Genomic DNA, 14504 nt, shown 5'->3' with positions numbered 1-14504 from the left:
TGCTACACCTTCTTCCTTAAACAAGCAATATAAAAGCCATCTGTTGCAAAATAATGCGGTAAAATTTGTACTTGACCTTCATCAATATACGGACTTAACTTTTCTGGCATACGCTCTTTTATCGTAGTATCCCACTCAAACTCAGGATGCTCTTGTAAAAATCGTTCTATTACTTGTTCATTTTCTATTTTTTCAATTGTGCACGTACTATAAACAAGGCGACCACCTTGTTTTAATAACGGTGCGATTTTTTCTAGTATTGCAAGTTGGATCGTCGATAATCTTTCACTATCGCCTTTATCTTTACCTAACTTAATATCAGGCTTACGTCTAATTACACCAAATCCAGAACATGGGGCATCTACTAATATTTTATCAAACGTTTCATTTGCAAAATGTTCTTGCACTTTTCTAGCATCTAATGCCTTTGTTTCGACATTTCCTAGACCAAGTCGCTCTGCTTGTTGTTTAATTAAACGTACTTTGTGTGCATGTAAATCAAGGGACATGACTTGACCAGTTCCTTTTAATCGCTCTGCGATATGTGTTGTTTTTCCACCTGGAGCAGCACAACTATCAAGAACTACATCTCCCTCATCTGGTTCTAAGGCACGTGCTACCAGCATAGAACTTTCATCTTGAATAGAAAGAAAACCTTTTTTAAACGCATCTGTGTGCGCTACATTCCCTTTTTCAATTTGAATTGCATCATCTGATAAATCGCCACGCTTCGCTTCTATACCTTCACTAGCTAATAATGCAATTGCTTCTTCTACTGTTATTTTATCAACATTTACACGCGCTGTTGGTACAGGCGGTAACATGTTCACTTCACACATTTTCTCAGCAGTTTCTAAACCATATTCTGAAGTCCACTCTTGGACAAGCCAAATTGGATGACTTGTGGCAATTGCCAAACGTTCTACTGGATCTTTGATTTCATCTACAGAAGGTACACCTTCTCTTTGAATCGAACGTAATACACCGTTCACCATACCAGCAATTCCTTTATGCCCGCGACGCTTTGCAATCTCAACGGCTTCATGAATAGCCGCTCTTTCAGGCACTCGGTCTAAATAAATCATTTGATATAAAGATAAGCGAAGTAATACTCTTACCCACGCTTCAACTTTCTTTTTTAAAAAAGGCTGTAAATAATAATCTAATGTATCACGACGTTGGATTGTTCCATATACAATCTCAGTTAGTAAACCAATATCTTTTCTATCAATTGTACTTTTTTCAATTAGATTATTTAAAAGTAAGTTACTGTATGCACCACTTTTTTCTACTTGAATTAAACCATCAAGAGCTAATTCACGAACATTTTGTCTCATGCATTTTCTCCTAACTTTGTTCCAATTTCAGGTTTTGTTCCACGTAAAAATTGTGAACAGCTCATACGCTTTTTACCAGAAGGTTGCAATTCTGTAATTTTAACACCCGTTTCATTACCAGTTGCTACAACGAAACCATCTTCTTCGATCGCAACAATCGTACCTGCTTCAGCTGATTTCGTTACGGGGACTTTTTCTCCCCACCATACTTTAACAACTTGTCCTGCTAAAGTTGTATAAGCAACTGGCCATGGATTCAATCCGCGAATGTGATTGTATACTTCTTCACCTGTTTTTGTCCAATCAATTTTCTCTTGCTCACGTTTTATATTATATGCAAACGTTACTTCTTCCTCGTTTTGTTTAATTGGTTCTAACTTACCTTGAATTAGTAAAGGTACTGTTTTAGATAGAAGATGTGCCCCTGCTTCACTTAACTTATCAAATAACGAACCTGTCGTTTCACGCTCTTCAATTTCCACTTCTACTTGCGTTAAAATATCACCAGCATCCAATTTTTCTACCATATACATAATTGTAATACCTGTTTTTTCTTTCCCTTCCATAATTGCATAATGGATTGGTGCACCGCCACGAAGTTCAGGAAGTAAAGAAGCGTGGACGTTAATACATCCATACTTCGGTGCTTCTAAAATTTCATTTGGTACAATTTGACCGAACGCAGCTGTTACAATTAAATCTGGCTCTAATGCCAATACTTTTTCATATTCGTCTTTTTCACGAATTCTTAACGGCTGTAACACCGGAATACCATGCTTTTCTGCTTCCACTTTAACAGGTGTAGGTGTTAATACTTTTTTTCTGCCTACCGGACGATCTGGTTGCGTAACAACACCTATTACATCATAGCCATCTTCAATAAGACGACGAAGCACCGGCACTGAAAAGTCCGGTGTTCCCATAAATACTACTTTTATCATTTAAAAACCGCTCCTTTTAATACCTATTCTAATTCATTTTCCTCATAATATCTTGTCACTTTCGATGTAAATAACACACCGTGTAAATGATCGATTTCATGTTGAATTGCACGCGCTAAAAACCCTTCTGCTTCTAGTAAAAATACTTTGCCTCGACGATTTTGCGCACGCACTTTAATATAATCCGCACGTTCCACTTCACCATAAAGTCCCGGGAAGCTTAAACAGCCTTCGGGACCTACTTGTTCACCACGTTTTTCTAATATCGATGGATTGATTAACTCAATTTTCCCAGTATCATCACCGATATCAACTACCGCCACTTGCAAGCTTACCCCTACTTGAGGCGCAGCTAAACCGACTCCGTCCGCAATTAACATTGTTTCATGCATATCTTTCAACAATTTCACTAACTTTTTATCAAAGTTAATTACTCTTTCACACGGTGTTTCTAACACTTCATTTGGATGCTTTACTATTTCTAAAACTGCCATATTTCCCTCCGCTACATTAACATTGTTGGATTAAAATCAATTGAGATTTGTAGCTCTTTTTGCATTTCTGCTTGATAATGTTCATTTACCATTTTGAGCACGTTCTTTAAGTTTGGTTCCCGTTTGTATTTTATCATGCATTGATAACGATATCTATCTTTTATCCTTGGAATTGCTGAAGCAACCGGTCCTAACACCATCGTTTGCTGCGAACAGTGTGTCCGTAAATGACCGACAATTTTTTCCGTCACTTGTACTGCTTTTAATAATTCCGGATGAGATACCGTCACAAGTACAACATAGTAATAAGGTGGGTATTGTCTCGTTCGCCTCATTTGCATTTCTTGATCAAAAAACACATCATATTGTTGGTTCTTTGCTAACTCTATACTATAATGTTCTGGCGTATACGTTTGAATTATAACTTCCCCTGGCAATTCATGTCGGCCTGCTCGTCCACTTACTTGCGTCAATAACTGATAAGTCTTTTCACTCGCCCGGAAATCAGGTAAATGAAGCATCGTATCAGCAGTTAAAACACCAACAAGCGTTACTTTCGGAAAATCTAACCCTTTTGCAATCATTTGTGTTCCAAGTAATATATCTGCTTTTTCTTCCCCGAACGCCTTTAATAATTTCTCATGCATCCCTTTACGACTCGTCGTATCTACATCCATTCGAATGACTCGTGCCTCTGGAAATAGTTTTGTAATTTCTTCTTCTACCTTTTGCGTACCTGTACCAAAGAAACGAATGTATGTACTTTGACAAGCAGGACACGCAGTCGGCATATTTTCTTCGTAACTGCAATAATGACATTTTAAACGATGATTCATTTTATGATATGTCAGCGAGATATCACAATGCGGACATTGTACAACGTACCCGCAATCACGGCACATAACAAATGTAGAATGACCTCTTCTATTTAAAAAGAGCACCATTTGTTCTTTCTTTTCTAACCGATCTGCTATTTTTTCATGCAGTGCCTTTGAAAACATGGAGCGATTCCCGTCACGAAGTTCTTCACGCATATCAACAATCTCTACTGTCGGTAAAGCTTGTTCGTTCATACGTTTTTCCATCGTCAGTAATTCATACACACCTTTTTTCGCTCTTGCAAACGATTCAAGCGTCGGTGTTGCACTACCAAGAACGATAGGGCATTTATGATATTGTCCTCTCCACACAGCTACATCCCTTGCATGATACCTCGGATTATCTTCTTGCTTGTAGCTCGATTCATGTTCCTCATCAATGATAATAATCCCTAAATTTTCAAAAGGAGCAAATACAGCTGAACGTGCACCAACTACGACTTTCACTTCTTTTCTTAAAATCTTACGCCATTCATCATATTTTTCTCCAACAGACAGCGCACTATGAAGAACTGCAACTTGTGAGCCAAATCTACCTTTAAAACGATCTACCATCTGAGGCGTTAGTGCAATTTCAGGAACAAGTACAATAGCTTCTTTTCCTTTCTCGAGCACCGCTGCTATAGATTGTAAATATACTTCTGTTTTTCCGCTTCCTGTAACACCATATAGTAAAAATGGATTGTAAGTTTCATTTGTAATTGATGATAAAATCGGTGTAATAACTTGCTTTTGTTCCTCAGTAAGTGGGAATGGTTTCGTTTGTTCAAAATCGTCATCGTCATACGGATTTCGGTACACTTCCACATACTTTTCTGAGAGTAGTCCCTTTTTAACAAGTGCTTTAATTGGAGCATCTGTTATTTGTAACTCTTCTGTTATTACTTTCAACGGTACACTTTTATAATTTTCCACAAAATAATAGAGGACATCTTGTTGTTTTTTACTTTTCAGTTCAAATGCTGCTAATTCTAATTTATCTTCTGGCAACTCCGGTTGAACGACTCTTTGTTTCTTCTTTTGTACCTTATCTTTTACTTGATAAACGACTTCAATCGTGCCATGTTTAATTTCTTGTTGAATCGTGCGGTATAGCTGTGGCTGCGTCTCAATCGCTTCCCAATCTATCGCTTCTTTGTCCTGAAATAAAAACAGTAGTTCAGGTGCTACTTCTTCTTGTTTACGAAGTTGTAGACGTTTTTTATATGTTGCTTTTATCGCCGTTGGAAGCATAACTTGAAAAGCTGAAATCATATAACATAACGTTTCACTTGTAAGCCAATACCCTAGCTTTAACAACTCTTCATTTAAAACGGGTGTTACATCTAAAATTTCATGAATTGTCTTTAACTTCTTACTTTCTACTTCAACCGAATCTTTAATCCCAATAATAAAACCTTGCAATTTCCTTGGGCCAAACGGAACTACTACACGCATGCCTGTCTGGACAATATCTTCCCATTTTTTAGGAATAATATAATCAAATGGTCGATCTGTCTGACGTGCAGGTACATCAACAATTACACTTGCAAATTTCATAGACGATCATCTTCTAACATTATTTCAATTTGCTTTAATATTTCACGAGCAACCTCTTTCTTCGTTAAAAGTGGCAACTCTATAACTTCTCCATCTTTTCTATACATTGTTACAATGTTCGTATCTGTACCAAATCCAGCTCCTTGCGCCTTTACATCGTTTGCAACAATCATATTCGCATTTTTCTCACGTAATTTTTTCGTTGCATATTCCTCTACGTTTGTCGTTTCAGCCGCAAAACCGATAAGTAACTGTTTGTCTTTCATCTCACCTAACGTTTTTAAAATATCTACTGTTCTCTCAAGTTCAATTACAGCATCGCCATTTTTCTTTTTCATTTTATTATCATGAACATATTTCGGACGATAATCTGCAACCGCTGCTGTTTTAATGACAACATCTACGTCTTCATAATGTTGAATAACCGCCTCTAACATATCTTGTGCAGATTCCACTTGCACCGTAGTTACATGTAATGGTGGATGTAATGCTGTCGGTCCCGAAACGAGTATAACATCAGCGCCTAAGTTCGCTGCCACTTCCGCAATCGCGTATCCCATTTTTCCAGAAGAAAAATTAGTCATAAAACGGACTGGATCAATCTTTTCACGAGTTGGGCCAGCAGTTATTAATATTCTTTTTCCTTGTAGTGGTTTTTGCTCTGAAAAAGCCTCTTCTAACCGTGCAATAATCGCTTCAGGTTCTTCTAATCTTCCCTTCGCTACATAACCACACGCTAAAAAACCTTCTCCAGGCTCAATAAATGTATATCCTAACGTTTTTAACGTCATCATATTTTTTTGAACAATTTTATTTTCATACATATGCACATTCATAGCAGGTGCAATCCACACTGGGGCTGTAGTAGCTAACAAAGTAGTTGTAATCATATCATCTGCAATACCGTTAGCTAACTTTCCAATACAATTGGCTGTAGCAGGTGCAACAAGTACAACATCTGCCCAATCTGCTAAATCGATATGAGCAATAACAGCTGAGTCTTTCTCATCGAATGTATCCGTATATACATCATGGCGAGAAAGCGCCTGGAATGTAAGAGGTGTAACAAACTTCATTGCCGACTCACTCATCATTACTTTTACAATAGCACCAGATTGTGTCAATTTACTCGTTAACGCAGCCGCTTTAAAGACCGCAATGCCTCCTGTTACACATAAAAGTATCTTTTTCCCTTTTAGCATATGGCTCGTCCTCTTTCTTTTTCAAACTTATAATACTGAAACAAGATTATCAGCTCATCAGTATCAATATTTCTTCCCTACCGTAAAAAAATAACAACCTACTTGTAAATAGGTTGTTACCGTTACATAGAAAATTATAAAGTCTATGTTTTAAATTGTCGAAGACAAAGTCTTATTCAGTTACTTTATCTTCACTTGGTACGTAGCTTAACGCTTCCATATCGATTTCTTCTAATGCTTTACCTACACATTTATGAGAAACTGGTTTTTCTACAACACAGTTATTAGCAAGTTGCATTTCGCGCGCACGTTTTGCAGCCACTGTTACAAGTGTATATTTAGAATCGATTTTTGTTAATAATGAATCAATTGATGGATTTAACATAATTATAGACCCTCCGTCATTTCTTTATAATATTTTGCTACTCTTTCGCGGCGGCAATGTTCGCCAACCACAATTGCTTTAATTCTTTCACAAGCTAGTTCAACTTGGTCGTTTTCTACAACGTAGTCGTAAGCGTCCATCATATCAATTTCTTCTTTCGCTACCGTTAAACGATTTTCAATAACATCTTCAGTTTCTGTACCACGACCGACAATTCGGTTCTTTAGTTCAGATAAACTTGGAGGTGCTAAGAAAATAAATACACCTTCTGGGAAAGCTTTCTTAACTTGAATTGCTCCTTGCACTTCAATTTCTAAGAATACATCTTTTCCTTCTTGTAATGTTTTTTCAACATAGTCAATTGGTGTTCCGTAATAATTACCTACGAACTCAGCCCACTCAAGTAATTTTTCATTACGAATCATTTCCTCAAATTCTTCTCTCTCTTTAAAGAAATAATCCACACCATCCACTTCACCTTCACGTGGCTTACGTGTCGTTACTGAAATGGAGTACTGAAAACGTGTATCCTCATGACTAAACAGCTCTTTTCGAACCGTTCCTTTACCAACCCCAGAAGGTCCTGAAAGAACGATGAGCAATCCTCTTCTACTTCTCATAAATATGTAAAACCTACCCTTCCTCACTTAACTCTTCTTTATTATTCAAACGATGTGCAATCGTCTCTGGCTGAATTGGACTTAATACAACATGCCCATCATCCATAACAATAACCGCCCTTGTTTTTCTCCCATACGTAGCATCAAGCAAAGCATTATGTTCGCGTGCTTCCTGTACTGTTCGTTTAATAGGAGCTGACTCCGGACTTACAATAGCAATAATTCGATGAGCAGATACAATATTTCCGTATCCAATATTTAAAAACCGCATGGCCATAGTTTGCGCCTCCTAGTAAGTCTATCCGATTTCTCCACCACGTATAACTTTATATATTTTTTGAAAGCTACTCAATATTTTGTACTTGTTCACGAATTTTTTCAAGGTTATTTTTCATTTCTACAACATATTTTGAAATTGTTAAGTCATTTGCCTTAGAACCAATCGTATTAATTTCTCTATGCATCTCTTGCACGATGAAATCCATTTTCCTTCCAACAGGCTCTTCAATCTGCAGTGTTTCACGGAATTGTTCTAAATGACTTTGCAAACGAACTAACTCTTCGTGAATATCACAACGCTCAGCAAAAATTGCAACTTCTGTTAGCAATCTTTGTTCATCTAGATCTTGATTATGTAATTCCTTTAAGCGATTTTCTAATCGTTCACGATATTTTTGTGTAACAATTGGTGCATGCGGAATAATAGCATTTACACAATTATGAATCTCTTGTAAGCGATACGCTATATCTTTATGTAATCGTTCTCCTTCGCCATCTCTCATCGTTTTTAACATATGAGCAGCTTGGCGAACAGCCTCATATAAACTGTTCTCAAATTGTTCATTTACGTTTTCTACCTCTTCAATCGCTGTTACTTCTGGCATTGCCATTAATTGCTCGAGTGTAATAGAATCTTGTAATTGAAATTTTCCTTTTATATCTTCCATAATCGATTGGTACTGCTCAAGAAGCGACCAATTCACACTTAATTTTCTTTCAACAAGCCCTTCACCCGCTATACTAATAGACACTTCAATACGTCCACGGCGAACTTGCTGTGCAATTATTTTACGAATTTTGTCTTCAAATACCGTCATTTGCTTCGGTAGTCGAATACTCATCTCTAGAAAACGGTGGTTCACCGATTTCATTTCTACTGTAATTTGAAAAGTATCACTCTCTACTTTCGATCTTCCAAATCCTGTCATACTACAAATCATTTTTTATCACATCCAAGCCATGAAATAACTCAATGAAAAAGGTAATAGAGACAAGGCTCTACTACCTTCTGTAAATTATATCACATTTTCATATCATTGACTATTTCAAGTTTAATCCCTTCTTATATAATATTGGCTTTTCCTTCTTCCCCTTCTTCCCTGTTAATAAAGAGCCTACTAATAAGAAGGTCGGAATTGACGATAAACCTCCAATTAACAACCAATCTCTCGCTTGTATTGGCATCGTGCTAAAAATCGGTTGTAACGGTGGATAATATATAACGACTAGCATGAGTAGTAATGAAATGATAACCGCTCCTACTAAATACACATTTCCAAACGGATTGCGGTGGAAAACAGAATGCTCACTTCGGCAATCAAATACATGAATCAGCTGAGCAAGTACCAATGTTGCAAACGCTACAGTTTGTGCATATTTCAGTTCATTTGAATGTTGATTATACGCAATAATAAATGCTACTAGCGTCACTGCCCCAATTAGAAAGCCACGACTTATAATTTTCCAGGCAAGCCCTCTAGCAAATACCCCTTCTTTCGGATGACGCGGCGTTCTCTTCATCACGTCTCCCTCGGCCTTATCCAAACCTAACGCCATCGCCGGTAAACCGTCAGTAACTAAATTCACCCATAAAATTTGAATTGGAACCATCGGCAGCGGTAGTGCAAGTAACATGGCAAATAACATGACCAAAATTTCTCCAACGTTCGATGCTAATAAATAACGAATAAACTTACGTATGTTCTCGTATATATTTCTACCTTCTTTAATTGCTGATTTTATCGTAGCGAAATTATCGTCCAGCAATACGAGAGATGAAGCTTCTTTTGCAACATCTGTCCCTGTAATTCCCATCGCTATCCCAATATCCGCAGTTTTTATAGCTGGAGCATCGTTTACTCCATCACCTGTCATCGCCACTATATGTCCTTTATTTTGCAACGCCTTAACAATTTTTAATTTATGTTCTGGTGATACACGAGCAAATACATACGTATCTTCTACAACATTTTCTAATTCTTCTACATCCATAGTTGCGAGTTCTACCCCTTCAACAACGCGTCCACCTGGTGGTAAAATGCTTAATTGTTCTGCAATCGCCATTGCAGTCACTTTATGATCACCTGTAATCATCACTGTTCGAATACCAGCTTCTCTGCACTCTTTTACTGCCTGCTCTACTTCTGGTCTTGGCGGATCAATCATTCCTTGTATTCCAACTAACATAAAATCTTTTTCAACATCTCTTTCATGTTCAATTGAGTCTGTTACTTTTAAAGGCTTAAAAGCAACTGCAATTGTTCGAAGTGCTTGACTACCTAAGCTATGAATAGCCGCCTGTACTTCTTTTCTATACAACTCACTTAATGGTTGCTGCTTATCCCCCCATAAAATCGTTTGACTCATTTGCAGAAGGACATCTGGTGCTCCCTTCGTAACGACAAACTTTTTCCCCTCTCGATCTCGTACAATAACACTCATCATTTTTCGAGTTGAATCAAACGGAAATTCACGAATAATTTCAAATTTCCCTTTCAGCGCCTCACGCGTTATCCCCGCTTTCATTGCTGCAGCTACAAGCGCCCCCTCAGTTGGATCTCCATCTAATACATACGCCTTTTTCTTTTGAATAATATTTGCGTTATTACATAGCGAACCAAATGTAAGTAGTTGATAAAGTGATTTCGTCTTAGCTGGATTAATTTCTTTTTCACCTTTCATAAAAGAGCCATTAGGTTCATACCCTTGGCCTGTCACTTTCCACAATTCTCCACCTGACCACATATGTGTTACCATCATTTTGTTTTGCGTCATCGTTCCTGTTTTATCAGAGCATATGACAGAAGCACAGCCTAACGTTTCTACTGCTGGTAACTTCCTTACAATTGCTCTCTTTTTTATCATACGCTGTACACCAAGCGATAAAGCTACTGTAACGATTGCTGGTAACCCTTCTGGAATAGCAGCAACAGCTAGCGACACGCCAGCTAAAAACATATGATATACTTCATTCCCTTGATACACACCAGCTAACACGACAAGCGCTGTCAAAATAAGAGCCACAATAATTAATATTTTTCCAAGTTGCTCTAATCTTCTTTGCAATGGTGTTTCCATTTGCTCTGCATTTTGCAACATATTTGCAATTTGGCCCATCGCTGTATTCATACCCGTTGCTACAACGACTCCTGTTCCAGACCCTCGTGTAATCATCGTACCCATAAAAGCCATATTTTTTTGATCACCAATTGAAACATCTTGCCCTTGCAACGCTTCTACTTTCTTCTGCACTGGAACTGACTCTCCTGTTAAAGCTGATTCTTCAATATATAAACTCGACGCCTCAACAAGACGTACATCAGCTCCAATACGATCGCCACTAGAAAATTTAATAACATCACCTAAAACGAGTGCTTTAGACGGTGCCTTTACCCACTTTCCATTTCGCAGTACAGTTACTTGCGGGGCGGCTAGCTCTTTTAAAGCTTCCAATGACTTTTCAGCCTTTCTTTCTTGAAAAAATCCGAGAATACCATTGATAATAACAATTGCCACAATCGCAATAGAATCAATGTATTCCCCTAAAAAAGCCGAAACGATTGTTGCACCAAACAAAACAAGCACCATAAAATCTTTAAATTGCGCCAAAAATACCATTAGTGCAGAAGGCCTCTTTGCTTCATCTAGTTCATTTGTACCAAATTTTTTAATTCGCCCTTCTGCTTCTTTCTCTGTAAGTCCAACCTTCACATTCGTATTCGTTCTTTCTTCCACTTCATGTGCACGCATTCCATACCAGTTCATCCTGCTATCGACCTCCTGATTCCAGACATACTCTATTGAAAGCTTATTCAGCCTCGTCCAAAAAAATGCTATAATTAACTTTTAGTTAGAAAGGAGTGTTCATTTATGGCATTCGATGGATTATTTACAAGAGCGATTACACATGAAATTGCAAATTCTCTTTACACGGGAAGAATTTCAAAAATATATCAACCTTCAAAATACGAGATTTTATTACATATTCGAGCAAACGGAAAAAATCAAAAACTGATTCTTTCCGCTCATCCGACATATGCACGTTTACACTTAACAAATCAAAATTATGATTCACCTGCACTTCCGCCAATGTTCTGTATGCTTCTTCGTAAGCATTTAGAAGGTGGATTCATTGAAAAAATTGAACAAATTGATTTAGAGCGTATTATTCAAATTACCGTTCGTAGCAGAAATGAAATTGGTGATGAATCGCTAAAAACATTAGTAATTGAAATTATGGGACGACATAGTAACATCATTTTAGTAGACACAAAAACAAACAATATTTTAGATAGCTTAAAACACGTTTCCTTAGCAGTAAACCGACATCGAACTGTATACGCTGGAGCTGAATATATTGCACCACCAGCACAACATAAAATTAACCCACTTCAGATCGAAACAAATGATGAATTTATTAGACCGCTGGACTTTCTATCTGGAAACATGGATAAACAGCTAGTCGGAACCTTTACCGGAATATCACCGTTATTCGCAAAAGAAGTAGTGAAAAAAGCAGGTATGGTAAATGAAAAAGCATTAGCTGACGCATTTTTCTCCATACAAAAACCATTATTAACTCATACATATTCACCAACAATGACTACTTCAAATGGGAAAGAATTCTTTTATCTTTTCCCTCTTGCGCACTTAGCTGGAGAAGACAAGACATTCTCATCTGTTAGTGAATTGCTAGACCGTTTCTTTTTTGGAAAAGCAGAGCGTGACCGTGTAAAACAACAAGCTCATGATTTAGAGCGCTTTATGCAAAACGAAAAAAATAAAAATGAGAAAAAACTCATTAAACTAGAAAAAACATTACAAGATGCTGGAAAAGCAGATAAATATCAACTATTTGGAGAACTACTTACAGCCAATATGTACGCTTTGAAAAAAGGCGATAAAGATATTGAAGTCGTTAACTATTATGATGAAAATGGCGGAACTGTAAAGATCGCATTAGATCCTTTAAAAACGCCATCTGAAAATGCACAACGCTATTTCCAAAAGTACCAAAAAGCGAAAAATTCCGTTGTTGTTGTAGAAGAACAAATCGAAAAAACAAAGGAAGAAATTCTTTATTTTGATAGCTTACTTCAACAAATGGAAGCTGCTTCTTCAAAAGATATTGAAGAAATTCGTGAGGAATTAGCTGAAGAAGGTTATATGCGCAATCGTAAAACGAAAAACGGAAAGAAAAAGCCTACTAAACCAGTATTAGATAAATATGTAGCAAGTGATGGCACAGAGATTTTCGTCGGTAAAAACAATAAACAAAATGATTATTTAACAACGAAATTTGCCCGTCGTGATGAAATTTGGTTACATACGAAAGATATACCTGGTTCTCACGTTGTCATTCGTTCTTTAGAACCTGCTGAAGAAACTTTACTAGAAGCTGCCAAAATTGCTGCTTATTACAGTAAAGCAAAAGAGTCTAGTTCTGTACCTGTTGATTTCACCAAAATACGCCATGTGAAAAAACCGAGTGGTGCAAAACTTGGTTTTGTTACGTACGACAATCAGCAAACTGTTTATGTAACACCCGATGCTGATACTGTAATGAAATTAAAAGCTTAAATAAAAAAATGCGTTGCTTATAAGCAGCGCATTTTTTTATTCGTTCCAACTAGTTCATATACCCATTCACTAATTCATAACATCTTTCTTTTGTCATCTTGTATTTCTCTTCTGAAGCATCTATACGTCTCATCGTCCCGTTATTTGTATCAGTACCAATTGCTTTAACCTTACTTTCCTTTTCTTTAACCCACGCAATTTGTTTCGTTTTTAATGACTGAAATGCATCAGGGGACATCGTATTTTTTAATGTACTGTAAATTTCATTTAGTTTATTATCCCACAGTTCATAATTTCCTTCTATTTCATTTACTATGTCATTTGTTGACATGACATTTGTATGTTTTTCTTGGTTTTCTAGAGCCGCTAACTCATTTAAAACTTTAGTTTTACCTACTGCTGACGAAGTTTCTTTTTTAGTCTGCTTCTCTTCTTTAGAAATAGCATGCGTACTCATGCTATTTTCCTTAATGTTTTCGTGTTCTTGACTATTATTTTCTTTCGTTTCTTTTTCCTGCTTTTGCTCATCTAAATCATATGTAATAACCGATGTTTTTGCATCTACAGCAATTAATCTAGCATTTTCTTTAAAAATATATTTTTTGTCACCACTGTTCTCCTCTTTAACAAAATCGACATTCTTAAAGCCTCGAATTTTCAGAAACTCACTAGCTTCTTCCTTCGTAAGTTTTAAATCTCTCGGTGTATGCGATGACCATTTATCCATTAACCATTTTCCATCTTTATAAACGAAAATAAATTCCCATATCTCTGCTTCATTTCCCATATCATTTGAAGGTATAATCGTTTCAATCGTTAAATTTTTATCTTTCTGTGTATACGTTAATCTCATTTCTGGTTCAATATTAATAGGGAATGGCAACATATCTGTCTCTCTAGATCTATTAAATGTTTCAAGCGAATTAGGAAGCTGGTTCTCTACAAATTTTTCTGTAACCAATCCCTTAACTCCTTTTTTCGCTGTCGCCAAATCTCCTGGATTATTTCGACTCCATCCATTTTCTTTTTCCATCTCACTAAATGCATTTGCTATTGCATCTACACTCTTTCTTACAATCTTTTTCGCTTCTTTTTCTGTCACTTCTGGGGCTTCATCAAGCTGTTCAATCGTTTCATTTGCTTGAACTTTGATTTCACTTTTTTCACACCCTGTTACAACTAGCATACTAGCAGCGAAGCAAAATGACATGACTTTACTTAATTTCTTCATATACTCACATTCCTTATT

Annotated in this window: 12 protein-coding genes; 1 reads left to right on the top strand and 11 read right to left on the bottom strand. The window is 36.9% G+C overall.

Features of this window, described 5'->3' with window-relative positions; translation table 11 throughout:
• Positions 1-2 precede the first annotated feature (2 nt).
• From rsmB to PDQ33_RS00335, 10 genes are all read right to left on the bottom strand, one after another.
• Positions 3-1337 (bottom strand): 16S rRNA (cytosine(967)-C(5))-methyltransferase RsmB, encoded by a 1335-nt coding sequence (gene rsmB, locus PDQ33_RS00380; RefSeq protein ID WP_001249672.1) that lies wholly within the window; start codon positions 1335-1337, stop codon positions 3-5.
• Positions 1334-2278 (bottom strand): methionyl-tRNA formyltransferase, encoded by a 945-nt coding sequence (gene fmt, locus PDQ33_RS00375; RefSeq protein WP_000598790.1) that lies wholly within the window; start codon positions 2276-2278, stop codon positions 1334-1336. The genes rsmB and fmt overlap by 4 nt, the downstream gene beginning before the upstream one ends.
• Positions 2279-2301: 23 nt before the next feature.
• The gene (def, locus tag PDQ33_RS00370; RefSeq protein ID WP_000279468.1) at positions 2302-2772 is read right to left on the bottom strand and encodes a peptide deformylase; all 471 of its coding nucleotides are present in this window, start codon (positions 2770-2772) and stop codon (positions 2302-2304) included.
• 11 nt (positions 2773-2783) lie between these two features.
• Entirely contained in the window at positions 2784-5189 is a 2406-nt protein-coding gene (gene priA, locus PDQ33_RS00365) for a primosomal protein N' (protein ID WP_000666727.1), read from the bottom strand.
• Positions 5186-6391, bottom strand: coding sequence for a bifunctional phosphopantothenoylcysteine decarboxylase/phosphopantothenate--cysteine ligase CoaBC (coaBC, locus tag PDQ33_RS00360; RefSeq protein ID WP_000911757.1), 1206 nt, complete (start codon positions 6389-6391; stop codon positions 5186-5188). The genes priA and coaBC overlap by 4 nt, the downstream gene beginning before the upstream one ends.
• 172 nt (positions 6392-6563) lie before the next feature.
• Positions 6564-6776, bottom strand: coding sequence for a DNA-directed RNA polymerase subunit omega (gene rpoZ, locus PDQ33_RS00355; RefSeq protein WP_000933970.1), 213 nt, complete (start codon positions 6774-6776; stop codon positions 6564-6566).
• A gap of 2 nt (positions 6777-6778) precedes the next feature.
• Complete coding sequence (gene gmk, locus PDQ33_RS00350) at positions 6779-7396, bottom strand: guanylate kinase (protein WP_001257738.1); 618 nt, start codon at positions 7394-7396, stop codon at positions 6779-6781.
• Between the two features lie 13 nt (positions 7397-7409).
• A complete protein-coding gene (gene remA, locus PDQ33_RS00345; RefSeq protein ID WP_001251458.1) occupies positions 7410-7673 on the bottom strand; it encodes an extracellular matrix/biofilm regulator RemA in 264 nt (87 codons plus the stop codon).
• Positions 7674-7740: 67 nt separating this feature from the next.
• Positions 7741-8616, bottom strand: coding sequence for a YicC/YloC family endoribonuclease (locus PDQ33_RS00340; RefSeq protein ID WP_000564125.1), 876 nt, complete (start codon positions 8614-8616; stop codon positions 7741-7743).
• Positions 8617-8716: 100 nt separating this feature from the next.
• A complete protein-coding gene (locus tag PDQ33_RS00335) occupies positions 8717-11440 on the bottom strand; it encodes a calcium-translocating P-type ATPase, SERCA-type (RefSeq protein ID WP_270392338.1) in 2724 nt (907 codons plus the stop codon).
• A 105-nt stretch (positions 11441-11545) separates the two neighbouring features.
• On the opposite strand from PDQ33_RS00335, the gene PDQ33_RS00330 reads away from it, so the two are divergent.
• Entirely contained in the window at positions 11546-13255 is a 1710-nt protein-coding gene (locus PDQ33_RS00330) for an Rqc2 family fibronectin-binding protein (protein ID WP_000863254.1), read from the top strand.
• 49 nt (positions 13256-13304) lie between these two features.
• Here the strand turns inward: PDQ33_RS00330 and PDQ33_RS00325 are convergent, their stop codons facing one another.
• A complete protein-coding gene (locus PDQ33_RS00325; RefSeq protein WP_000736514.1) occupies positions 13305-14486 on the bottom strand; it encodes a lysozyme inhibitor LprI family protein in 1182 nt (393 codons plus the stop codon).
• Between the last annotated feature and the right edge of the window lie 18 nt (positions 14487-14504).

The organism is Bacillus cereus group sp. Bc031 (genome assembly GCF_027716265.1).
In the GTDB taxonomy this organism is placed as follows: Bacteria; Bacillota; Bacilli; order Bacillales; family Bacillaceae_G; genus Bacillus_A; species Bacillus_A paranthracis.
Note: the sequence above shows the minus strand (reverse complement) of the source record. Positions and strands in the feature narration are given on the sequence as shown.

Bases quoted from the DNA above. Each gene is read 5' to 3' on its own strand.
- rsmB (WP_001249672.1), bottom strand. From the start codon at position 1,337: ATGAGACAAAATGTTCGTGAATTAGCTCTTGATGGTTTAATTCAAGTA.
- fmt (WP_000598790.1), bottom strand. From the start codon at position 2,278: ATGATAAAAGTAGTATTTATGGGAACACCGGACTTTTCAGTGCCGGTG.
- def (WP_000279468.1), bottom strand. From the start codon at position 2,772: ATGGCAGTTTTAGAAATAGTAAAGCATCCAAATGAAGTGTTAGAAACA.
- priA (WP_000666727.1), bottom strand. From the start codon at position 5,189: ATGAAATTTGCAAGTGTAATTGTTGATGTACCTGCACGTCAGACAGAT.
- coaBC (WP_000911757.1), bottom strand. From the start codon at position 6,391: ATGCTAAAAGGGAAAAAGATACTTTTATGTGTAACAGGAGGCATTGCG.
- rpoZ (WP_000933970.1), bottom strand. From the start codon at position 6,776: ATGTTAAATCCATCAATTGATTCATTATTAACAAAAATCGATTCTAAA.
- gmk (WP_001257738.1), bottom strand. From the start codon at position 7,396: ATGAGAAGTAGAAGAGGATTGCTCATCGTTCTTTCAGGACCTTCTGGG.
- remA (WP_001251458.1), bottom strand. From the start codon at position 7,673: ATGGCCATGCGGTTTTTAAATATTGGATACGGAAATATTGTATCTGCT.
- PDQ33_RS00340 (WP_000564125.1), bottom strand. From the start codon at position 8,616: ATGATTTGTAGTATGACAGGATTTGGAAGATCGAAAGTAGAGAGTGAT.
- PDQ33_RS00335 (WP_270392338.1), bottom strand. From the start codon at position 11,440: ATGAACTGGTATGGAATGCGTGCACATGAAGTGGAAGAAAGAACGAAT.
- PDQ33_RS00330 (WP_000863254.1), top strand. From the start codon at position 11,546: ATGGCATTCGATGGATTATTTACAAGAGCGATTACACATGAAATTGCA.
- PDQ33_RS00325 (WP_000736514.1), bottom strand. From the start codon at position 14,486: ATGAAGAAATTAAGTAAAGTCATGTCATTTTGCTTCGCTGCTAGTATG.